21 protein-coding genes and 1 pseudogene are annotated in these 21,625 nt (G+C 39.3%); 1 reads left to right on the top strand and 21 read right to left on the bottom strand.

Features of this window, described 5'->3' with window-relative positions; translation table 11 throughout:
- Window positions 1-52: 52 nt before the first annotated feature.
- A complete protein-coding gene (locus tag K1I67_RS03465; protein ID WP_223338764.1) occupies window positions 53-1,897 on the top strand; it encodes an APC family permease in 1,845 nt (614 codons plus the stop codon).
- A 180-nt stretch (window positions 1,898-2,077) separates the two neighbouring features.
- On the opposite strand, the gene rpmH is transcribed toward K1I67_RS03465, so the two are convergent.
- The 21 genes and pseudogenes from rpmH to K1I67_RS03360 form a co-directional block, all read right to left on the bottom strand.
- On the bottom strand, window positions 2,078-2,212 hold the full coding sequence (rpmH, locus tag K1I67_RS03460) for a 50S ribosomal protein L34 (protein ID WP_000831905.1): 135 nt from the start codon (window positions 2,210-2,212) through the stop codon (window positions 2,078-2,080).
- A gap of 143 nt (window positions 2,213-2,355) precedes the next feature.
- Window positions 2,356-3,570: a pyridoxal phosphate-dependent aminotransferase gene (locus tag K1I67_RS03455; RefSeq protein ID WP_045762715.1), complete on the bottom strand. Its 1,215-nt coding sequence runs from the start codon at window positions 3,568-3,570 to the stop codon at window positions 2,356-2,358.
- A 535-nt stretch (window positions 3,571-4,105) separates the two neighbouring features.
- Entirely contained in the window at window positions 4,106-5,566 is a 1,461-nt protein-coding gene (gene gltX / locus K1I67_RS03450; RefSeq protein ID WP_223338763.1) for a glutamate--tRNA ligase, read from the bottom strand.
- A gap of 131 nt (window positions 5,567-5,697) precedes the next feature.
- Window positions 5,698-7,047, bottom strand: coding sequence for a glucose-6-phosphate isomerase (locus tag K1I67_RS03445; RefSeq protein ID WP_000018241.1), 1,350 nt, complete (start codon window positions 7,045-7,047; stop codon window positions 5,698-5,700).
- 177 nt (window positions 7,048-7,224) lie between these two features.
- The gene (locus K1I67_RS03440) at window positions 7,225-7,914 is read right to left on the bottom strand and encodes a gamma-glutamyl-gamma-aminobutyrate hydrolase family protein (RefSeq protein ID WP_223338762.1); all 690 of its coding nucleotides are present in this window, start codon (window positions 7,912-7,914) and stop codon (window positions 7,225-7,227) included.
- Between the two features lie 287 nt (window positions 7,915-8,201).
- Window positions 8,202-9,968, bottom strand: a complete 1,767-nt coding sequence (locus K1I67_RS03435; RefSeq protein WP_223338761.1) for an ABC transporter ATP-binding protein — start codon at window positions 9,966-9,968, stop codon at window positions 8,202-8,204.
- A gap of 1 nt (window position 9,969) precedes the next feature.
- Window positions 9,970-11,676, bottom strand: coding sequence for an ABC transporter ATP-binding protein (locus K1I67_RS03430; protein WP_223338760.1), 1,707 nt, complete (start codon window positions 11,674-11,676; stop codon window positions 9,970-9,972).
- A 193-nt stretch (window positions 11,677-11,869) separates the two neighbouring features.
- Complete coding sequence (locus K1I67_RS03425) at window positions 11,870-12,562, bottom strand: histidine phosphatase family protein (protein WP_223338759.1); 693 nt, start codon at window positions 12,560-12,562, stop codon at window positions 11,870-11,872.
- Between the two features lie 109 nt (window positions 12,563-12,671).
- Entirely contained in the window at window positions 12,672-13,109 is a 438-nt protein-coding gene (gene comGG, locus K1I67_RS03420) for a competence type IV pilus minor pilin ComGG (protein WP_223338758.1), read from the bottom strand.
- Entirely contained in the window at window positions 13,087-13,548 is a 462-nt protein-coding gene (gene comGF / locus K1I67_RS03415) for a competence type IV pilus minor pilin ComGF (RefSeq protein ID WP_223338757.1), read from the bottom strand. The genes comGG and comGF overlap by 23 nt, the downstream gene beginning before the upstream one ends.
- Window positions 13,511-13,813: a competence type IV pilus minor pilin ComGE gene (gene comGE / locus K1I67_RS03410; RefSeq protein WP_223338756.1), complete on the bottom strand. Its 303-nt coding sequence runs from the start codon at window positions 13,811-13,813 to the stop codon at window positions 13,511-13,513. Before comGE ends, comGF begins: the two co-directional genes overlap by 38 nt.
- Window positions 13,776-14,210: a competence type IV pilus minor pilin ComGD gene (gene comGD / locus K1I67_RS03405; RefSeq protein ID WP_223338755.1), complete on the bottom strand. Its 435-nt coding sequence runs from the start codon at window positions 14,208-14,210 to the stop codon at window positions 13,776-13,778. Before comGD ends, comGE begins: the two co-directional genes overlap by 38 nt.
- The gene (comGC, locus tag K1I67_RS03400) at window positions 14,173-14,496 is read right to left on the bottom strand and encodes a competence type IV pilus major pilin ComGC (RefSeq protein WP_223338754.1); all 324 of its coding nucleotides are present in this window, start codon (window positions 14,494-14,496) and stop codon (window positions 14,173-14,175) included. The genes comGD and comGC overlap by 38 nt, the downstream gene beginning before the upstream one ends.
- Entirely contained in the window at window positions 14,497-15,540 is a 1,044-nt protein-coding gene (comGB, locus tag K1I67_RS03395; protein WP_223338753.1) for a competence type IV pilus assembly protein ComGB, read from the bottom strand.
- The gene (gene comGA / locus K1I67_RS03390) at window positions 15,461-16,402 is read right to left on the bottom strand and encodes a competence type IV pilus ATPase ComGA (RefSeq protein ID WP_223338752.1); all 942 of its coding nucleotides are present in this window, start codon (window positions 16,400-16,402) and stop codon (window positions 15,461-15,463) included. The genes comGB and comGA overlap by 80 nt, the downstream gene beginning before the upstream one ends.
- A gap of 58 nt (window positions 16,403-16,460) precedes the next feature.
- Window positions 16,461-16,838: a DUF1033 family protein gene (locus K1I67_RS03385; RefSeq protein WP_007555701.1), complete on the bottom strand. Its 378-nt coding sequence runs from the start codon at window positions 16,836-16,838 to the stop codon at window positions 16,461-16,463.
- A gap of 137 nt (window positions 16,839-16,975) precedes the next feature.
- Window positions 16,976-18,034 (bottom strand): zinc-dependent alcohol dehydrogenase family protein, encoded by a 1,059-nt coding sequence (locus K1I67_RS03380; RefSeq protein WP_000649456.1) that lies wholly within the window; start codon window positions 18,032-18,034, stop codon window positions 16,976-16,978.
- Between the two features lie 139 nt (window positions 18,035-18,173).
- Window positions 18,174-19,325: an N-acetylglucosamine-6-phosphate deacetylase gene (gene nagA, locus K1I67_RS03375; protein WP_223338751.1), complete on the bottom strand. Its 1,152-nt coding sequence runs from the start codon at window positions 19,323-19,325 to the stop codon at window positions 18,174-18,176.
- Window positions 19,326-19,718: 393 nt separating this feature from the next.
- Window positions 19,719-19,829, bottom strand: a pseudogene (locus K1I67_RS03370) (IS30 family transposase); the annotation flags it as partial.
- Window positions 19,830-20,149: 320 nt separating this feature from the next.
- Entirely contained in the window at window positions 20,150-20,815 is a 666-nt protein-coding gene (locus K1I67_RS03365; protein ID WP_003005418.1) for an HAD family hydrolase, read from the bottom strand.
- A gap of 104 nt (window positions 20,816-20,919) precedes the next feature.
- Window positions 20,920-21,372 (bottom strand): helix-turn-helix domain-containing protein, encoded by a 453-nt coding sequence (locus tag K1I67_RS03360; protein WP_187539654.1) that lies wholly within the window; start codon window positions 21,370-21,372, stop codon window positions 20,920-20,922.
- Between the last annotated feature and the right edge of the window lie 253 nt (window positions 21,373-21,625).

Here is a 21,625-nt window from a genome sequence, read left to right as displayed (position 1 = left end):
TTTTCATAGCAGTATAATAACTTTTGTTGAAATTTTCAGAAAAGGAAAGAAAATGTTTACAAAACTAAAATATACCTTTATTGGTCGTCCCCTTAAGTCCTTAACTGAAGGCGAGGGAGGACTACTTGGAAAAACGCAGGCACTCGCAATGCTATCAAGCGATGCTCTATCATCTATTGCCTACGGGCCTGAGCAGGTCGTCCTCGTCTTGGCTAGTCTTTCTCCCCTCGCTATTTGGTGGAGTCTTCCTATCGGCATTTTTGTCCTCTTACTATTAGCTAGCCTGACCATTTCTTATAGACAAATCATCCATGCCTACCCTCAAGGTGGAGGTGCCTATATGGTTACTCGAGAAAACCTCTCCCCTGAGTTAGGTTTGATTGCTGGGGGAAGTCTGCTTGTTGACTATATGCTAACAGTTGCCGTATCCGTGGCAGCAGGCGCTGACGCTATCACTGCTGCACTTCCTGCCCTCCATCCTTACAACCTCCACATCTCCATTTTTCTGGTCTGTTTGCTCATGCTTTTGAATCTGCGAGGCTTGAAGGAATCTGCCAGTTCACTGATGATCCCTGTCTATCTCTTTATCTTTAGCACGGTCTTCCTCTTATTGTTTGGCTTATTCCAACTATTGACAGGTTCTCTCAGCTATCATGCAACTTCTGCAATTGGTCAAACTGTCCCAAGTCTCTCAATTGTCCTGATTTTAAGAGCCTTTACCAGCGGTTCAGCTTCATTAACCGGGGTTGAAGCTATCTCAAATGCCGTTCCATTTTTCAAAACTCCCAAAGAGAAGAACGCAGCTCAAACACTGACCATCATGTCTCTGATTCTTGGATTTCTCTTTGCAGGAATTACCTTCCTAAACTACTGGATGGGGATTACTCCTCAACACGGAGAAACAATCCTTTCACAGATGGCTAAAGGAATTTTAGGGGATTCAGCTCTCGGTCAAGTTCTTTATTATCTCTTCCAATTTTCAACAGCTCTCATTCTAGCCGTAGCTGCAAATACTGGGTTTTCTGCCTTTCCGATGTTGGCTTACAATATGGCTAAAAACAAGTACATGCCCCATCTCTTTATGGAAAAGGGTGACCGCCTAGGTTATTCAAACGGTATTTTGACCTTAGCCTTCGGTGCTATGATTCTTCTGCTCATTTTTAACGGAAATACAGAACGCTTGATTCCTCTTTATACTATTGGAGTTTTCGTACCTTTTGCACTTTCTCAAACAGGGATGATTCGCCACTGGAAAAAAGAAAAAGGCTCTCATTTCTTAAAATCTGCCTTTGCAAATATCCTCGGTGCCATCATTTGTTATGCTATCGTTCTCATTCTACTCTTCTTCAGACTTGGAGATATCTGGCCATTCTTCCCAATTATCCTAGTCCTAACCTTCCTCTTTTTGTCCATCCACAGTCATTACCAAAAAGTGGCCAAACAGCTTCGACTTTATGAAGGAATTCAAAAGAAAACCTACGATGGCAATGTCGTCCTTGTCTTAGTAGGAAATGTTACTCGAGTCAGCGTTGGAGCGATTAACTATGCTCAAAGTATTGGAGATGAGGTTTTGGCCATGCACATTTCCACCAAAGAAACAGAGGAAAAAGACCAAGAAATCCTCCAAGAATTTGCCGACTACTTCCCAAATATCACTCTAAAAAACATTAATACTAGCTATCGCGATATCATCACTCCTACAGTTCGATATGTTCGAAAAATCTCTCAAGAAGCCAAGAAAAAGAACTACACGGTTACAGTTCTAGTTCCCCAGTTTATCCCTAATAAACCTTGGCAAAATATCCTACACAATCAAATGAGCCTCAAATTGAAATACGCTCTCAGATGGCACGAAGATGTCGTCGTTGCCAGCTATTCATATCATTTGAAAGAATAAAAAAGCTCAAAACCAGAGAACTTATCCTCTGGTTTTGAGTTTTTTCTATATGTGATTTTTCCAGTAGATCTTCTAAAATTTTCATTCTCAAGCAATGACTTTAGATAATTTTCTCTTTTAGATAAAAGAAAAGTCAGTAGACTCGAGTTCCTACTGACTTCTTTGTTGAATTCGTTTGGATTATGCAGCCAAAACTTTGCGTCCTTTACGACGACGAGCTGCCAATACGCGACGACCGTTTTTAGTTGACATACGGTTACGGAATCCGTGTTTGCGCGCACGACGTAGTTTACTTGGTTGATAAGTACGTTTCACGATGAATACCTCCTCATAGATTTTGTATTCGTTTAGCCGGCTATAAAGTGATCAGTTACTAAACATACTTTACTATTCTATCTGATTCTTTCGCATTTGTCAATAGCTCTGACAAATGTTTCCAGCTTTTTGCTATGAAAGCCTTATCTACGATACTGCTTCAAGAAACGTGTCATCTTTTCTTGGATTTGGGCTAACTCATCTACGCGTGGCAGATAAACGATACGGAAGTGATCTGGTTCTTTCCAGTTAAAGCCTCGTCCGTGAACCAAAAGTACTTTTTCTTGTTTCAAGAAATCAAGGACAAACTGTTCATCATCATCGATACGGTACATATTGCGGTCAATTTTAGGGAAGATATACAGTCCTGCTTTTGGCTTAACCGCAGACAAACCTGGGATATCTTGAATGGCATTATAAATGAAGTTTCTTTGCTCGTAGATACGACCACCTGGCAAGAGTAATTCGTCCACCGACTGGTGACCACCGAGTGAAGTTTGAACAACCTGTTGAGCCAAGACGTTGGAACAAAGACGCATGTTTGAAAGCATGTTGAGACCTTCAATATAGCCCTTTACATGATGTTTAGGTCCAGACAAGACCATCCAACCCACACGGAAACCAGCGATACGGTGAGATTTAGACAGACCATTCATGCTGACACAGAAAAGGTCTGGAGCCAAACTAGCAACTGGTGTGTGGACATTGCCATCCATAACCATACGGTCGTAGATTTCATCCGCAAAGATAATCAAGTCATTTTGGCGAGCAATCTCGATAATATCTAGCAAGAGTTCCTTAGGATAGAGAGCTCCAGTTGGGTTATTTGGATTGATCAAAACGATAGCCTTAGTATTTGAACTAATCTTAGACTTGATATCATCTAAGTCAGGATACCATTCAGCTTCTTCATCACAGACGTAGTGAACGGCATTTCCTCCAGCCAAGCTAACTGCAGCTGTCCAGAGAGGATAGTCAGGCATAGGAACCAAGACTTCATCGCCATTGTCCAAGAGACCTTGCATGGACATGACAATCAACTCACTCACACCATTTCCAAGGTAGATATCATCGATACCTACATTAGGGAATTTTTTCAATTGGCAATATTGCATAATTGCTTTACGGGCTGAAAAGATCCCTTTTGAGTCCGAATAACCTTCACTATCACGCGCATTCATAATCAAATCATGGATGACCTCATCAGGTGCTGTAAAGCCAAACTCAGCTGGGTTCCCTGTATTCAAACGGAGGATTTTTTCTCCATTTGCTCGCATACGCATGGCTTCTTCAAGAACTGGACCACGAATATCATAAGCCACATGCTCTAATTTGATTGATTTGTTAAATTCTTTCATTTGATTTCCTCAATTCATCAGGATAGTTAATATTATACCACGTTATGGATGATAGTTGCATGAACGCACGAATTTCTTCCTGTATTCAGCAAAACGCAAAGAAAAAATAAGTCGACTCAACAAACAACATAGACGATGTCTGGGCTAATTCGAGTCTGTTTGTAAAGAATTTTACCATATCACTGACTTCTTTCCCCTGCTCTGTCACTTAATATTATACACTAAAACTTTTGCATTTTCAAATAAGTACATATAAAAGGAACTCTTTTTTAAAGCGTTGCCTAAAATATGATTCTAATTTAGCAATAAAAAAGAGGCTGGGACAAAAGTCCTAACCTCTCAATTGTATTTGGATTGTCGAGCAAGACGCAGTGGTTGAGTGGGCTCTACTACGCTGATTTCATCAGCTTTTACAGCCCTACTCAACTGTGCGGAGGTGGGACGACGAAATCGAATTCTAACGAATTACCGATTTCTGTCCCACTCTCGAACTAAGTCCTACAATTACTATAGCCAAAAGTAGTTGAAACTTAGCTTATTTTACAATCTCTGCCAACATCTTTTCAATGTGTTGGATTGATTTTTCGCGTCCAAGCAAGTAGATGGTATCTGGCAATTCTGGACCATGCATCTCACCTGAAACAGCGATACGAATTGGCATGAAGAGATTTTTCCCTTTGATCCCTGTTTCTTTTTGGACTGCTTTAATTTGTGGGAAGATATTTTCCACCACAAATTCATCATCTGACATCGCTTCAAGTTTGGCTTTGAAGGCTTCAAGTACAGTTGGAACTGTTTCACCAGCCATAACTTCTCGTTCAGCTTCTGTCAATTCTGGGAAATCTGAGAAGAAAAGGTCTGTCAATGGAACGATTTCGTCCACTGACTTCATTTGTGGTTTGTAGAGTTCCACCAATTTTTCAGCCTTATCCGTCAAGCGACCAGCTTCTTCAAGGAATGGTTTAGCCATCTCAAAGATAGTTGTAAGATCAGCTCTCTTAATGTAGTCGTTGCTCATCCAGTCTAGTTTCTTCTGGTCGAAGGCTGCTGGAGACTTGCTGAGGCGGTTTTCATCAAAGAGTTTAATGAGTTCTTCACGAGAAAAGATTTCGTCTTCCCCACCAGGGTTCCAACCTAGAAGGGCAATGAAGTTAAAGACCGCTTCTGGCAGGTAACCTTTCTTGCGGTAATCTTCGATAAACTGAAGGGTATTAGTGTCACGTTTAGACAACTTCTTACCAGTTTCAGAGTTAATAATCAAAGTCATGTGACCGAACTCTGGAGCTTCCCAACCAAGTGCTTCATAAACCATGAGTTGTTTTGGTGTGTTGGCAATGTGGTCATCTCCACGGATAACGTGAGAGATTTGCATATCGTGATCATCGATGACAACGGCAAAGTTGTAAGTTGGGTAGCCATCTTTCTTTTGGATAACCCAGTCCCCACCGATATTGCCACCTTCAAACTCGATATCGCCTTTGACCATGTCATGCCATTTGTAAATACCAGACTCATTGACAGCCAAACGAACCGTTGGGATGATTCCTGCTGCTTCACGTTCTGCAACGTAAGCTGCTTTTTCTTCTTCGCTCATACCAAGGTATTCGTTGATGTAACGAGGTGTTTCACCAGCGGTTTCTTGACGTTCACGTTCTGCAGCCAACTCTTCTTCTGTAACGTAAGATTTGTAGGCTTTTCCTTCATCCAAGAGTTGGTCAATATATTTTTGATAGAGTTCCAAACGCTCAGACTGACGGTAGTTTTCATGAGTCTCTGGACTTTCATCCCAGTCCATGCCTAACCAACGAAGGTTTTCAAGCTGTGAACGCTCTCCGTCTTCGACATGACGTTTTCGGTCAGTATCTTCAATACGGATAATAAAAGTTCCACCATGGTGGCGCGCATACAAGTAGTTAAACAATGCTGTACGGGCATTTCCGATGTGTAGTAGTCCGGTTGGACTTGGTGCATAACGCACACGAATATCTTTTGACATATCTTCTCCTATAAAGTCTCTAGGCGTCTGCCTTTTTGCTCTCTATATTATATCACAAGTCGTGCCAGAGTCCAATTTCTCTTTTCGAGAAATAGTAAAAAGAGTGGCAAAACCACTCTTTATTGACTCTATTATAGACGAGCGTTCAATTCTTTGCTCAATTCTTCAAATCCTGGTTTACCAAGAAGGGCAAACATGTTGCGTTTGTATGCTTCAACACCTGGTTGGTCAAATGGGTTGATGGCATTCAAGTAACCTGAAAGGGCGATGGCCAATTCGAAGAAGTAGATTGTGTAACCAAGAGTGAAGGCATCTTGCTCAGGAAGAGTCACGTACATGTTTGGTACGTCACCGTCAGTGTGGGCAAGAAGAACACCGTCAGTTGCTTTTTTGTTTACAAAGTCAACGTCTTTTCCTTGAAGGTAGCCAAGTCCGTCAAGGTCTTCTTCCAAAGTAGGGATGATTACGTTCTTACGAGGTTTGTCAACGCGGACAACTGTTTCAAACATGATACGAGTTCCTTCTTGAATAAATTGACCCAATGAGTGCAAGTCTGTTGAGAAGTTAGCTGAAGTTGGGTAAATTCCTTTTTGGTCTTTTCCTTCTGACTCACCAGCTAATTGTTTCCACCATTCTGAGAAGTATTGAAGGGATGGCTCGTAGTTTACCAAGATTTCAGTTGCATAACCTTTACGGTAAAGGATGTTACGAACTGCTGCGTATTGGTAAGCTTCGTTTTCAGCAATCTTATCTGAAGTGTAGTCTTTACGAGCTGCGTTAGCACCTTCCATAAGGGCTTTGATGTCTGCACCTGACGCAGCGATTGGAAGCAATCCAACTGCTGTCAATACTGAGAAGCGTCCACCGATGTCATCTGGAACCACGAATGTTTCCCAACCGTTGGCATCTGCTTCAACCTTAACAGCACCTTTTTGGCGGTCAGTTGTAGCGTAGATACGTTTGTTGGCTTCTTCTTGACCGTATTTCTTAACCAAGAGTTCTTTGAAGACGCGGAAAGCAATAGCTGGTTCAGTTGTTGTACCTGATTTAGAAATCACGTTTACTGAGAAGTCTTTGTCAGCCACGTACTCTACCAAGTCAGCAAGGTAAGTAGATGAGATTGAGTTCCCAGCGTAAAGGATTTGAGGTGCTTTGCGTTCTTCTTTTGTTTGTAAGTTTGCAAAGTGGTGGTTCAAGAAGTCGATGGCTGCTTTGGCACCAAGGTAAGATCCACCGATACCGATCACAACCAAGACATCGCTGTCTGCTTTGATTTGCTCTGCAGCTTTCAAGATGCGGTCGAATTCTTCGCGGTCGTAATTTTCAGGAAGGTCCAACCAACCCAAGAAGTCGCTCCCAGCACCAGTTCCTTTACGGATCAATTCGTCTGCTGCTGTAACTTGTGCTTGCATGTACTCCACTTCATGTGGTGCAACAAATTTGTCTAATACTTTTGAATAATCAAATTTAATATGTGACATAGTATTCCTCCAAAATTTCTTCTTCTATATGATATCGCTTTACAGGGATTTTATCAAGTTTTTATACTGAATTTTCCCAAATTTTATCATAATTCAAACGTTTGCGTAAAATCTTACAAAATTAAAAAACTTGAGGCATCAAACCCTACGAATAAAAAACGACTAGGATTCTAGTCGTTATAATTCATTTAATAAATACTCAAATAATTCTAAATTACCATCTTCTTCATTGACCAAAAACTCTGGATGCCACTGCAAGCCGATAATACGGTGTTCGTCAATAGATTCGATCGCCTCAATCGTTTGGTCACGGGGATCTACTGCCGTTACGCGAAAATTTGGAGCCAAGTCTTTAATACTCTGACGGTGAACTGAATTGACCTGACTAGTTTTACCAAACAATTGCGACACAAGACTTCCTTCAACTGTCTCAATGGAATGTGACGTTCCAAAAGGAAGCCCTTGCCAGTGTCCTTCAATCTCCTGATTGAGTGTCCCACCAAAGGCGACGTTGACAAGCTGAACGCCACGGCAAATGGCTAAAATTGGCTTATTCTGACGCAAGGCTTCTTGTAGGAGAGCTAGCTCAAATTCATCGCGAACAAGATTATAGTCGTCACTATCAATTGTTTTTTCCTCACCATAAAACTGAGGATGAACATTTTGCCCTCCAGTCAAGATGAGTTTATCAATCATTTCTACATAGTCATGGACCACCGACTCATCACCAACCGGAATGACCAAAGGAAGTCCACCAACCTGGCGAATACTCTCAGCAAATTTACAAGAGACTGATGAATGAATATTTTTTCCTTCTGCGTCTACAGGACATAGATTCGCAGCTACTCCAACAACCGTTCTTGCCATACTGTTTTCCTTTCAATTTCCTTTGATAAATCTATCTTATCACTCCAACTCCTTCCTGTCTAATATGTATTTTTTAAGTCCGTGATAATTTTTTTTTATACTCAATGAAAATCAAAGAGCAAACTAGGAAGCGAGCCGTAGGTTGTTCAAAGCACTGCTTTGAGGTTGTAGATAAGACTGACGAAGTCAGTCACATATATAGTCAAAGACGAAGCTGACGTGGTTTGAAGAGATTTTTGAAGAGTATTATCAGAAAAAGTTGCCCAAAATTAGGACAACTTTTTTGCTTATTCAAAGACAAATTGATTGTGGTAAAGTTCGGAGTAAAAGCCTCCAAGCTTGAGTAATTCGTGATGGTTTCCTTGTTCAATAACTTGACCATCCTTAAGGACAATAATCTGATCGGCATTGAGAATGGTTTTCAAACGATGAGCAATCACAAAACTAGTTCTTCCTGCCACAATAGCTTCCATGGCATTTTGAATCTTGCTTTCTGTTACAGTATCCACGTTTGATGTTGCCTCATCCAAGATTAAGACCTGGGGATCCGTCATCAAGGTACGAGCGATGGAAATCAACTGCTTCTGACCGGTTGAGAAGACGCTCTGGTCATCATTAATCAAAGTATCATACTTATCTGGCAGACTTTCGATATACTCATGGATATGTGTAGCTTTAGCAGCTGCTTCAACCATTTCCTGACTGGCATCTGGTACACCGAAACGAATGTTGTCTCGAATGGTTCCGCTAAATAAAACAGAATCTTGCAAAACAATTCCCACCTTACTCCGCAAACTATCTAAATCAAACTCGCGAATATCTTTCCCATCAAAAGTAATGCTGCCAGTATCTACATCGTAAAAACGATTGATCAAGTTCATAATGGTGGTTTTCCCTGATCCTGTCGGACCAACAACCGCAATCATCTTCCCTTTTGGAGCAGAAATGCTGACATCTTTCAGAATCGGTTTCCCTGGTAGGTAGGAGAAGTCCACGTTACGAATCTCCACACCTTCTTTTAATTCGTTAAAGACAGGAGCATTTTGAGGGCGGACTTCTTCTTCGGCATCAAACATTTCTTGAATGCGGTCCGCACCTGTAAAGGCAAGTTGCAAGCTTCCCCAACTAGCTGCCAATTGGATAATGGGCTGGTAATACTGTTGAGAGAACTGAGTAAACATAACAATCAAGCCCAGAGCAGTTGCTGTCTCCATATTCTGATCATTCAGCAATACAGCTGAACCTACAAAAATAACTACCGCAGTATTGACCAAACTCATTCCGTTCATGACAGGAAAGAGAATTCCTGAAAACATTCTTCCCTTGAAAGTGGCCTTTCGAACTCGTTCATTTTGCTCGACAAAACCTGCGATTACATCATCTTGAATACCCTGAACGATAATAGCCTTCTGACCTGAAATACTTTCATCCATATAAGCATTAAGCTTCCCAACCTCTTTTTGCTGAAGGTTGGTATATTTTCTTGCCAATTTCAAAATGACTACCAACATGATAACCGCTATCGGAGTGCTAGCAATTGTAATCAAAGCAAGAGTGACATTTTTAGCAAACATAACAATCAGCAAACCAATATAAAGGGCAATATTTGTCATGACAGACACTAAACTTTCGTTGAAAGCTTGGAGAATATTATCTAAATCACTGGTAAAACGTGACAGGATATCCCCATCTTGATTGCGGTCAAAGAAGGAAACAGTCAAGCGAGAAAGCTTGCCAAAAAGGCCCTTACGCATCTCATTTGTCGATTCGGCAATAATACGGCTCATCAAAACCATATAGATAAGACTCGACACCACGAGCACAATCAAAATATAGGCAAGATTAATCAAGAGTCCTAATAGACTTTGCCAAACCATATCAGGATTTCCATTTTGATAAGCTATAACCAAATTAGCCAGTTCTGTGACTGTTTGACCTGCAAATACTGGAAAGAGGGCTTGTGCAATCGTTGCAATGATAATCATAGCAATAACAACGACAAAGGATATCTTATAAACTTTAAAATAGTTCCAAAAGAATTCAAATGTCTTCATCCTACTCCTCCTTTCCTTTTTGCGTCTCGTAAATTTCACGATAAACTGGGTTTGATGCAACCAAGTCAGCATGTTTGCCTTGACCAATCAAGCGACCTTGGTCAAGCACTAAAATTTTATCCGCATGCACAACAGAGCTAATCTTTTGCGCAATAATAATGGTGGTTGTTCCCTTCAAATCCTTGTTGAGAGCTTCTTGAACCAAGCGTTCTGACTTAGCATCTAGTGCCGAAGTTGAATCATCAAATATCAAGATTTTAGGATTGCTGACAATCCCTCGCGCAATGGACATTCTTTGTTTTTGTCCACCAGAAAAGTTGGTCCCACGTTCTTCAACCGGACTTTCAAAGGCCAAGTCCATGCGGCTAATAAATTCACTAGCTTGGGCAATGCTAGCTGCACGTTCCATTTCGGAAACAGTTGCATCACCTTTTCCTTGTCTGAGATTATCTGCGATGGTTCCACTAAAAAGAATAGCTCTTTGTAAAACGATAGAAACTGTCTTGCGAAGCGTCCCTTCGCTAACTGTACGAATATCCTTTCCACCAATTTTGATAGAACCTTGTTGGGGATCAAACAGTCTTGGAATCAACTGAGCCAAGGTGGATTTCCCTGCACCGGTTGCTCCGACAACCCCAACCATCTCGCCAGGTGCGATATCAAAGGAAACATCTTTTAGGATAGGCTCCTCATCATTTGGATAGGTGAAGGTTACATGTTCAAAGCTGAGACTTCCTTCTAAAACTTCATCTTCCACATCATTGAAAGTCATAGCTGGTTCTGTATCAAGGATTTCACGAATACGACGGAGGGAAATCATGGCACGAGTGACTGAATTCCCCAAAAATCCAACCATGACGATGGTAAAGATAATCTGACTCAGGTAGTTTACAAAGGAAGCAATGGTTCCAACAACTGATGGATCTGACTCTGCCATACCGGCTACAAGCCAGATTGAGAGAAAAACAGCCCCGTAAGAAATCAACATCATTGCAGGTTGCATAACAGAAAAGGCATAACCGATATAAAGGTTTTCTCCCAACAATTCATCTGACACCTGCGTAAATTTATCAAACTGATCTTTTTCTCGGACAAAAGACTTAACCACGCGCACACCACGCAAATTTTCTTTAGCAATGGCATTGATACGCTCTAGTAAGGTCTGGAATTTTGCAAAGCGTGGTCCCACAACTCCCATCATAAAACCCATTATGGCAACAATCAGAACGACCATAAGAACTAGCACCCACCACAGTGAAGGTAGGGTGACAACTGCTAGAATAAAGGAACCGATAAACAAAAGTGGTAGTCGAAAGAGAATTTGGAAGGTCATCATAACGACGTTTTGAATCTGGTTGATATCGTTGGTCATACGAACGACAAGGTTCCCTGCATTAAACTTCTCAATATTAGCATATGAAAAAGTTTGAATCTTACGAAAGGCATCTTCGCGTAAGTCAGACGAAACTCCTTGAGCAATGTAAGCTGCTAACACAACATTGATTCCACCTGCGACCAAACCAATCAAGGCAACAAGAATTAACCAAAAACCGATAGTATAAATAGCTTCATGATCACCTGTTAGCAGAGCCTCTAAAACCTCCTGCAAATAACGTGGTTGCAGGAGTGAACTAGTAACCATGAGACCTGTCATGATCAAGGACGCTAGCGCCTGCCATTTATAGGCTTTTATTTTCTGAAACAGCATATTTCCCCCTTATAAGATAGACAAAAGGGAACGACAGCTCAGTCAGTCCCTTCTTATGCTTTCATGTTGATGCTATTCTAACAAAAAAGAAAGCTATTGTCAAAGCACTCAACTCATACAAGCAAGCACCAAGATGACAGTAGCCTCTCTGTCTATTTTTCGATAAAAATGTTATGCAACTTAAAGGAATGCTTTATTGACCTGATTCTTCCATTTTAGCCCGACCAATTTCACGATAGCTACGATCCCCAACAATCTGGACCGAGAACTGACCATCTTGGTACTCGAGGATTGTAACACTCCCATTATCAAGACCATGTGGGTGCATTCCGTTAATTAAATAAACAATGGTTCCAATTGTCATTCCATGGCTGACTACGAGGGCATTCCCTCCCCCATTAGCTTCCATTTCCTTGGCGATGGCCTCAAAGCCTTCCCAAATACGACCACTTAATTTTTCCCATCCTTCAGCCCAGCCTGCTGTATCCACTTCTACCAATCCTTCAGCTAGCTCCGCATAGGACAAACGATGCACATGATCAACATTAAAAATACGAGGAATGATGCCCATAAATAGGTCCCCATCATAAGCACCATCAAAGCTACCAAAGCACCACTCACGGATTCGCTTATCCATACGATAAGGAATTTGTCCTGTCAAACCTAGTTCCTCAAGGATAATTCCCATAGTCTGGATGGTACGTCCTGAGTCACTCGAATAAGCACGCTCGAAGGTTAAGCCTGACTCACGCAAACCAATTCCCAATTCATGAATGCCTCGCTCACCTTCAGCTGTTAAGGGAGTATCACTCCAACCTTGAGCACGCCCAATCGTGTTAAACATTGTTTTCCCATGACGCACTAGATACAATTTTACACTTGCCATTTTCCGTCCTCCATATGTATCTATTATAGCATGATTTCAAGCAAAAACCTCGTCCTAACCCACTGAGTCCAACATCACCACTTAAACTAGATTCTACAAATCTGATAATCTATGTCTTATCATTCTTAGAAGGAGCAACTTTAGATGTCTCGGTAATCTCATTTTTTACCTGTTCTTCTTTTTTCTTCTCGCTTTCTTCTTTTGACTTTTTTTCTGTTTTCTCCGTCTTGTCGTCAGTCTTTTTCAAAGGTGGAAAACGAAATTCAAATTGATTTTTCCCAGTGTCAACAATCGCTGTAAATCCCTTTTGGTCATTACTATAAGTTGCCTTCCCTAGATCAAATGACTGCTGACCACTCTCAGAACTAGCTCTTTCATAGGTTCTCTTTGCCATCGCATAAGCCACAAGCTTCTCTTTATTTAAGGCATAATCCTGATGATGGGCTACTTGCCGATTCAGATAAAACTGCAACAAGAGACTAAAAATTCCAGCAATAGTGACAGCGTAAAGGAGAACTCCAGCCCTAACTTTTTTCTTTTTCCACACGATAGATAAACTCCCTCTCTAGTCCCTTTTCAAACTGAAAATTGAAATGAACATTTTGCCCTTTTTGGTAAATATGTGCTGATTTCAGACCGTAGACCATGGGTTGATAGCCACGTCCACTAGCATCTGTTTTCCGAAAATCATCTGACTTTGATTTTCCCATGGAAATGGGGTTCCCATCCTGTTTGAGGTAAAGTCTATCATTCTCCACTTTTTCAAACTGGGCTCGATTCAGCTCTGCTTCCAGCTGATCCATAAATATGAGCCATTCTTTTTGCTCATGACTTTTCTGGTAGCGAACTTCTGATACCAAGAGTTGACTCATAGCTTGAAAGAGGAGCAAACTACCACTAATCACAATAAGGGCAACCAGGGATTCTAAAAGTGTAAAAGCTCTAGCTTTACTTTTCCTCAATCGCCAGTAATTTTTCAGTCTCATGATACACCTCCAAACCTCGCTCATTCGAGACAACATTAACCGTAAGCCCATTGACAGTCAACTGCTTTTGCCCAGTCTGCAATGCCATTCGAGCCACTCGCAAAACTTCCTCCTGTTCCATGAGTCTTGCTTCCTGTCGTCTACTTTCTTGAATCTGCCCTAGCAAGAGGGTTGCAATACTGGCAAAAATAGCGAGTGAAATCACTGCCTCCAGTAGAATAACTGCCTTAATTTTTTGCTTCTTGAATACGTTTAATCTTTCCATTTCCTAGATATAGTTGGTAGCGAACCACTTCTTTCCTTGTTTGAAATCTCACGCTCGCCAGAGACGAATTCCCACCAGCCTTGTCAAAGGTGATTGACTGATTAGACTGTAATTGAATTCCTTTCGGAATCGCTAATTTCTGATAGCCATTGCCAATACTTCTCTCTTCTAACATCAAGTTCATCTTTTGTTGACTAACCAGACTTCGCTTCTGGGTTTCCCGATAAAGTTCCTCAAACTCCATAAAGAAAATCTGTTCTTCCACAGCCGCAAAAGTCGACTGAATCGAACCTGATAAGCCCAAGGCTAACATACTAGCCATCCCTAAAACCAATAGGCTTTCTAACATGGTAAAAGCCCTAATCTGCAACTGTTTGACTTGTCTTTTGTTTTGCATGATATTCTTTGTAAGCTTTTGCTTGCTCAGCAGTAATACGTCCATCTGCCTGTAGTTTACTTAGACTGGCATCCTCATTTTTATCTAGAGTATAGAGTTCTGCTTGGCTTTCTACCACCTTGACAACTGCTGCTTTACCCTTGTCATTTACTGCATCCTTTTGCTTAGTCAAATTTGGCACAAACAGTAAGAGCAGGACACTAATGATAAGCAACACGACTAACATTTCAACCAGTGTGAAAGCTTTTGCCTTCGCTTCTTTTAATTTCGTGAACATTTTTTTCATCTAAAAATTTACCTCCATATTTTGATACATTGGCAACAACATAGCTGCATACAATAAAACGATTAGTAGGGCTACAAAAATAAATACCATGGGTTGTACTAGATTCATGGTCCGATTGACTCGAGTAAAGAAGGATTCCCACGTTTTTTCCGCATAGATTTCCAATTCGCTTCCTAACTTGGACTTGACCTCTCCGTATTCAATGATTAATCCCAACTCTCTTCTAAAGAAAGGATAATTCTGAACAACATTAGAAAATTCCTGTCCATTTTGCAAAGCTTGTTCTAAATCATATCCAATTTCCTTAAAGAGAGGATTCCCTTGTTCCCGCATCATCTGGAAAATCTGTGACAACTCTAAACCTTGTCCAATCATATTGCCCCATTCCCGAGCATAATAGGCAGTTAGATAATACTGAACAAACACACCTAGAAAGGGGATTCTAGCCAGATAAGAAAAAACTTGAATCTTCCTAGATTTTCTGTAGAATATCAGCCCTGTTAAAGATAAGAGACCTAGTGTTAGGGTAAGACCAAGAAAAATCTGTGGTAGGTTACTAATCACTAAGGTAGCCACATTACTACTATCCAGTTGGGGCAAGAGATAATTCCGCAATCCCAACATAATAAGCAGTAAGAAAGCTAACAAAATGATTGGATAGGTCGCAACTTCAATTAACTTTTTCTTAACCTTAGCTAGATTATCTAAATATTCTTCAATTTTTCCCAAACTCAAATGGAGATTCCCATGAACTTCAGCCAGCGAAAGTTGCGTGACAATCGCACTCGAAAAACCTAAATTCCCCATCATTTCCGAGAAAGATTTCCCTTGCGAGAGCCCTAGGCACATCTGCGATACATATTCCTTTTCCAGCAAGAGGCTTCTATCTAGAAAGGAAATGATTTCTACTAAGTGAAAACCACTCGAGAACAAATTGTTAAAGAGAGTGATGATTTTCTTCTGCTTACTGGTAGCTAATTTTCTCCGTTTCAGCTTGAATGGCAGTGATATGTCCTTCTTTAAGAAGCTGGTCAATTTGTCCATTCCACTTTTCTGCCTGGTGTTCTTGATAATTTCCATTTGCAAAATCAATAATTCCTCCTCCCGCGATTAGTCTCTGGTAACAAACACCTTGTAAAACAACTGCAAGTTCATCTTCACTGACACCAAGTTCTAAGAGGCGCTCATAAACCCCACGAACACTCTTGGCATGGATTGTCGAGAATACCGTGGCACCTGTCAGACTAGCTCGTACAACGGCACGGGCTGTTTCGCTATCTCGAATTTCTCCAATGATTAAAAGATCTGGACGATGTCGTAGGGAAAGTTTGATCAAGTTCTCATAGTTAAGTCCGATAGCTTCATTGAGCTGTAATTGTAGCATTGCTTCTTGCTTAATCTCAACCGGATCTTCAATAGACATGACCTGTTGTCCCTTAAACAATGACTTGGCTAATTCATGCATCAAAGTAGTTTTACCACTTCCTACGGGGCCTGCAAAAAGATAAAGTCCGCGTTGCCTAAAGCCATTTTCCAGTTCCATAAGATTCTGAAACCAGAAGCGCAACTCTTGTTCTTGATCATGCAAAAGTCGGATTACTAGACTCTCATGACCACGATAATCTCCCACCGTCGATAAACGTAATGAAGAAACCTTGTCTCCATGCTGATAATCACAGGAACCAAGCTGACTACGGCGTTTTTCTCCAACGTTCATCCCCGCAACAAATTTAAAGTGACTAATGACAGCCCCCAACTTTTCAAAGTCATAGGTGTTAATCAAATGTCTCTCATCTCCAACTCGCATATGTAGTTCATAGATTTTTTCTTTAGGAATAAAATAGATGTCCTGAGCTCCTTGTTTTTTGGCCAGTGTAATCAATTCTTGTGCAAGTGTTTGTACCATATCTTCCTCCTCATTCTTATTATTCGAAGAAAATATAAAAAAAGAAGAAACAACTTCATTAAAAAGTTGTTTCTTCTTTTTTTATGCGACAAGTACGGTGGATTTCTAAACCAGTCTGCTTTTCGTAACCAGGTCTAAATTTTTCATCAGGAATGACTTGACCATCTTCCAACAAAGCCAAGGAATGATATTGCTGAAGAAATTCATCGCATTCTTCACACCAGCGTTTATCTTCTGGATCCCAAAAAATAGTCATCAAATCTCCTCTACTTTTGTAAAGGGGAATTTCCTTTTCTAACTCAAACCAACAAGACTTATAATATTTCAAGGCGTCATAATAGTTATCAAATTTTTTGCTCGCAATGACGTCGTCTTCCCAGCCTTCTATAAACCACCACGGTTCAAAATCTCCGTACATTTTTATAACTCGATACATAGTTTAACTTCCTTTGTACCGTATATTATAGCGAAATTTTGAGAACAATGAAAGAATTTTGCTCATTTTCACGAATTATATAACATTTTCAAAAAATCCAGCTATTCAAAAACGAATAACTGGATTTAAAAGCAAGATTAACCTTCTGAAATATCGTTTTCAATGATCACTTTAATCGCATGATGATCGGCGGCCTTACTAAATACTTCATAGGCCTTTTCTATTTCACTAAGTTTGAAATAATGAGTTACCAATTTTTCTGGTTCAATTTTATGGCTTTCCAAAGCTTTTAACAATTGAGGAGTTGTATTGGTAGAAACCAATCCGGTAGTTACATTAATGTTCCGAATCCAAAGAGTGTCCAAATCAAACTGAACTGGTTTACCATGCACACCACAGTTGGCTACTGTTCCGTCTACACCGATAATCTTTTGACAGAGATCAAACGTTGCAGGAATTCCTACCGCCTCAATAGCGACATCTACACCTCGACCATCTGTCAAATCATAAATTTCTTGAATTGCTTTTTCAGGGTCTGAAGAATTAATCTTATGAGTAGCACCGAAAGAAACTGCAGTATCCAAGCGATTATCGTCTAGGTCCACCATAATCAATTTAGCTGGAGAATAGAATTGTGCCGTCAAGAGAGCTGCCAATCCAACTGGCCCTGAACCAACGATAGCTACACTACAACCAGGCTCAACTTTCCCTTTTAAGACACCAATTTCATAGCCAGTTGGCAAGATATCAGATAACATAACCAAAGCTTCATCAGACAAGTCAGCTGGAGTATGATAAAGAGTATTATCAGCATGAGGCACACGAAGATATTCTGCTTGCATACCGTCAATCAGATGTCCAAAAATCCATCCACCTTCGTCTTCACAGTGAGCATAGATTCCTTTTTTACAATAGTAACACTTACCACATGCACATACGCAAGAAATCAAAACCTTATCACCCTTTTTGAAGTTTGAAACTCCTGCTCCGACTTCCTCTACAATACCAATTCCTTCATGCCCTAGGATAGTACCACTCTTACAAGCAGGAACATCTCCTTTAATAATATGAAGGTCTGTACCACAAATAGTAGTCTTAACGATACGCACAATAGCATCTGTTGGCTTGCGAATAACTGGTTTGTCAACATCAACAAATGACGCAAGGCCTGGTTTAACGTAAGTATAAGCTTTCATAAGCAATCCTCCGCTTTTTTATTTGTATTATTTATATCATAATTGTAAGCCTTTTCAATGCAAAAATCAAGTAATTTGTGAAATAAATAACAAATTTATTTTAAAAAAGAAGAAACTAAACTAGTTTCTTCTTTAGAAATTATGCTTGATAACGTTTTTCACCATCTAGATAAGTTGCTACTAATTCCAAATCTTTATCTAACACGATAAAGTCTGCATCGTAGCCTTCACGAATTTGTCCACAGACGTCATCGATATGAACTGATTTAGCTGGGTTCAGACTAGCCATCATGACTGCTTCATGAGGATTTGCAATTCCCCACTCAACAACATTTTTCAAACCATCTTTAAGTTTGAGAATGGAACCTGCCAAGTTACCTGTAGATTTAAGACGAGCAGTCCCATTTGCAACTACAACTGGAAATTCACCTAACATATAATCACCATCTTGCAAACCACCTGCTGTCATACAGTCAGTGATAAGAGCAATATTTTCAGTTCCTTTTTGTTTAAGAAGAATTTCGCAAGCCTTAGGATCCACGTGATGACCATCACAAATCAATTCTGCATAAGTGTGTGGTAACTCATACATTGCACCAACCATACCAAGTTCGCGGTGTGTTAAGCCACGCATTCCATTATAGGCATGAACCCAAACACTAGCCCCGGCATCAACAGCTTTTTTAGCTTCATCAAAGGTAGCATTAGAGTGGCCAAGAGCTACAGTTACACCTTCACCAGTAATAGTACGTACAAAATCCTCAACACCATCACGTTCAGGTGCAAGAGCGATTTTATTAAGAAGACCATTAGCAGCCTTCTGCCAAGCGCGGAACTCATCCATACGTGGATCTTTCATATAAGCAGGATTTTGAGCCCCCTTAAATTCTTCGGTGAAGTAAGGTCCTTCAAAATAAATACCACGAATCTTAGCACCAGAAGCTTCTTGATAGCGTGCACCAATGTTTTGAGTAACAGCCAGCAATTGTTCGTATGATGAAGTTAGTGTAGTTGGTAGGAAACTAGTAACACCTGTACTAAGAAGACCTTCACTCATCGTATGAAGAGTTCCTTCAATATTATTATCCATGACATCCACACCACCAAAACCATGAATGTGGGTGTCAACGAGACCAGGTGCAATACTATAACCAGAATAATCTAAAATTTCAGCATCCTCAGAAATCTCTTCAACATGCTTACCAAACTTGCCATCAATAAGTTCCAAATAACCTCCACGACGAATACCATGTGGATAGAAAAATTGATCAGCTTTAATATACTTAGGCATAATGATAACTCCCTTAAGAAATAATCTACTATTTATTATGTCAATTACATTATAAACCTTTCAAAACAATTTGTAAATGGTATAGACCTTTTTTAGTGAAATTTTAATAAATTATTCAACAAAAAAGACAAGGTCTAAAAACCTTGTCTTTAATACTATACCGGCGGCCGGGGTCGAACCGGCACGTCCTTGCGGACACTGGATTTTGAGTTCCATTCTTGCATTTTTTAAGTAGCAAGGTATTGATTTAACAGACTTTTGGAACTTTTGGTTTTCACAAAAAGGGGACTTTTTTCAGAATTTAGTACCTTTTTAGTAACTCATCTTTCTCTCTTAAATAACTACTTCCATAAATAGTGAGTCGATAATCTTATTTCTTAGTTATCTCATTTGTCAAATTAAGCTAGACAATTTCACCTGACTCAGAAAAACTTGATACGGAGTTTGGTAGTTCAAGGACTTCCTTGGGATTCGATTTCGCTTATCAAGTACAGAAAAAACAAATTAAACTATAGTCCGTTAAAAATTAGAGGTATAGTAGTTAGTTTACATATCTATCAAGTGTCTATAGTAATAAACTTCATTATTAAAATAAAATGTATTAGTATAAAAGCAACTATCTCAACTTGATTGGTTACTATAATACATCCCTACTAATATCAAAAAGCCACTGTTTCCAGTGACTTCATAATACCTTCCGCTCAAAAATATTTACGTTTTTACCAACAAAGCTACACACTCAGCGGTTCGCTGTTACCTTAAATTTCGTTATGAAACAAGTTTATTTCTTTCTAACGTCCTCAAGAACCTCATCGCCTTTCAACTCAAAGACTCTGTGATTCTATTATTTGTAAAACTTCTTTCATATTTTCAACTTTCCATTGCGCTTTGTCATTAAAAAATGGTAATCGGCTATCATAATAACCAATAGTTGCAATTCCGGCGCTAGTTGAAGATTCAATTCCAGAGTATGAATCTTCAATTGCAATACATTGTTCTGCTTGCAATTCTAACTTATGTAGCGTTGTTAAATAGATAGACGGATTTGGCTTACTTTCTACAAAATTCTCTCCGCTAACGATGACATCAAAATATTTTTTTATGTCACACCTTTCTAAAACTTCATTAATATGCTCATATTTTGATGATGATGCTACAGCTAATTTGATTCCGTTTTTCAATGCATAGTCAATAATTTTTAGAATTTCTTTTCTAAAAAGTAAAGAATAATCAATTTTTTCATATCTCTCATCACTAAAAGAAGCATATTCTTTTTCTATAGTTTTTATATCATATTGTTTCCCAATAAATTGCTGTAAAAGCCTATAAAGATTAAAATATGATTTACCAACTAATACCAATAGCTCAGAATCTTCGTAACTAGATTTTGGATTAAGGTGTTTGATAAAATCTTTCTGTATTAGAAAATCTTGGTACTCTGTATCAACTATAACTCCATCCATATCGAAGATTATACCTTTCAAATTCATAAATCCTCCTTTAAAATCAAAATCGGTTTGTGAAAGCATTTTTGTCCTTATTTCAAATTGAGTTCTCTGTCAACACTTTAATTCCTATGGTATTACACTGTGTTCTAATTTGGAAAATCTTGAAACTCCAATTGCACTTCTTTAAAAATAGTGTTAATTACTTCTCGTTCAATTTTATCTAAGTTATGCTCTACAATTAAATTATTCTTTAAGTTTAGCAAACCAATTTTATCATTTCTTTGCATTATTTCAAATAAAATGGCAAATTTAAAGCTATCTCTTTCTTCTTTAGACCAATTTTTTATATCACTTACATCATAGTCATCTAAAAATCTAACTAATCTTGCTTTTGAATATATTGTTTGCCCTAACAACTCATCAGTAGTCGTATTAAAAATTTGAGCTATTTTAACAACGTTTTCCAGTTTGGGTTCCGTCTTTCCATTTTCCCAGTCACTGTATGTATTTCGTTTTACACCCAATAATTCAGCTATTTCTTGCTGTTTTAGGCCCTTATTCTTTCTTAATCTCTTTATATTATCTCCAAAAATGCTCATATTTTCTCCTAATTAATTTAAAATGTCGAAAAAAACGACATTTTTCTTGACAATCTCTAAAATCGGGTGTATTATAATTATGTCGGATAATCCGACGTTTTCCAAAAGATAAAAATTTAAACGGAGGTAAATGCCTATGATTGTATTAAAAAGTCTTTGATAATCACTACAAAATCGATTCTGTCAATAATTTTGTGTAAACACTCAAGTAAAGTTGCGGAGTGTTAATCAAATAAGCTTTCAAGTGTGTCAG

Origin of the sequence: Streptococcus infantis, from assembly GCF_019929575.1 — a bacterium.
GTDB classification, from domain to species: Bacteria; Bacillota; Bacilli; order Lactobacillales; family Streptococcaceae; genus Streptococcus; species Streptococcus infantis_L.
The sequence above is the reverse complement of the archived record's forward strand: the minus strand, read 5'-3'. Positions and strand labels throughout refer to the sequence as shown.

What these genes read in the sequence shown, in the direction of transcription:
- K1I67_RS03465 (WP_223338764.1), top strand. Translation starts at nt 53, where the DNA reads ATGTTTACAAAACTAAAATATACCTTTATTGGTCGTCCCCTTAAGTCC.
- K1I67_RS03455 (WP_045762715.1), bottom strand. Translation starts at nt 3,570, where the DNA reads ATGAAAGAATTTAACAAATCAATCAAATTAGAGCATGTGGCTTATGAT.
- gltX (WP_223338763.1), bottom strand. Translation starts at nt 5,566, where the DNA reads ATGTCAAAAGATATTCGTGTGCGTTATGCACCAAGTCCAACCGGACTA.
- K1I67_RS03445 (WP_000018241.1), bottom strand. Translation starts at nt 7,047, where the DNA reads ATGTCACATATTAAATTTGATTATTCAAAAGTATTAGACAAATTTGTT.
- K1I67_RS03440 (WP_223338762.1), bottom strand. Translation starts at nt 7,914, where the DNA reads ATGGCAAGAACGGTTGTTGGAGTAGCTGCGAATCTATGTCCTGTAGAC.
- K1I67_RS03435 (WP_223338761.1), bottom strand. Translation starts at nt 9,968, where the DNA reads ATGAAGACATTTGAATTCTTTTGGAACTATTTTAAAGTTTATAAGATA.
- K1I67_RS03430 (WP_223338760.1), bottom strand. Translation starts at nt 11,676, where the DNA reads ATGCTGTTTCAGAAAATAAAAGCCTATAAATGGCAGGCGCTAGCGTCC.
- K1I67_RS03425 (WP_223338759.1), bottom strand. Translation starts at nt 12,562, where the DNA reads ATGGCAAGTGTAAAATTGTATCTAGTGCGTCATGGGAAAACAATGTTT.
- comGF (WP_223338757.1), bottom strand. Translation starts at nt 13,548, where the DNA reads ATGAGACTGAAAAATTACTGGCGATTGAGGAAAAGTAAAGCTAGAGCT.
- comGE (WP_223338756.1), bottom strand. Translation starts at nt 13,813, where the DNA reads ATGGAAAGATTAAACGTATTCAAGAAGCAAAAAATTAAGGCAGTTATT.
- comGD (WP_223338755.1), bottom strand. Translation starts at nt 14,210, where the DNA reads ATGCAAAACAAAAGACAAGTCAAACAGTTGCAGATTAGGGCTTTTACC.
- comGC (WP_223338754.1), bottom strand. Translation starts at nt 14,496, where the DNA reads ATGAAAAAAATGTTCACGAAATTAAAAGAAGCGAAGGCAAAAGCTTTC.
- comGB (WP_223338753.1), bottom strand. Translation starts at nt 15,540, where the DNA reads ATGGACAAATTGACCAGCTTCTTAAAGAAGGACATATCACTGCCATTC.
- comGA (WP_223338752.1), bottom strand. Translation starts at nt 16,402, where the DNA reads ATGGTACAAACACTTGCACAAGAATTGATTACACTGGCCAAAAAACAA.
- K1I67_RS03385 (WP_007555701.1), bottom strand. Translation starts at nt 16,838, where the DNA reads ATGTATCGAGTTATAAAAATGTACGGAGATTTTGAACCGTGGTGGTTT.
- K1I67_RS03380 (WP_000649456.1), bottom strand. Translation starts at nt 18,034, where the DNA reads ATGAAAGCTTATACTTACGTTAAACCAGGCCTTGCGTCATTTGTTGAT.
- nagA (WP_223338751.1), bottom strand. Translation starts at nt 19,325, where the DNA reads ATGCCTAAGTATATTAAAGCTGATCAATTTTTCTATCCACATGGTATT.
- K1I67_RS03365 (WP_003005418.1), bottom strand. Translation starts at nt 20,815, where the DNA reads ATGAATTTGAAAGGTATAATCTTCGATATGGATGGAGTTATAGTTGAT.
- K1I67_RS03360 (WP_187539654.1), bottom strand. Translation starts at nt 21,372, where the DNA reads ATGAGCATTTTTGGAGATAATATAAAGAGATTAAGAAAGAATAAGGGC.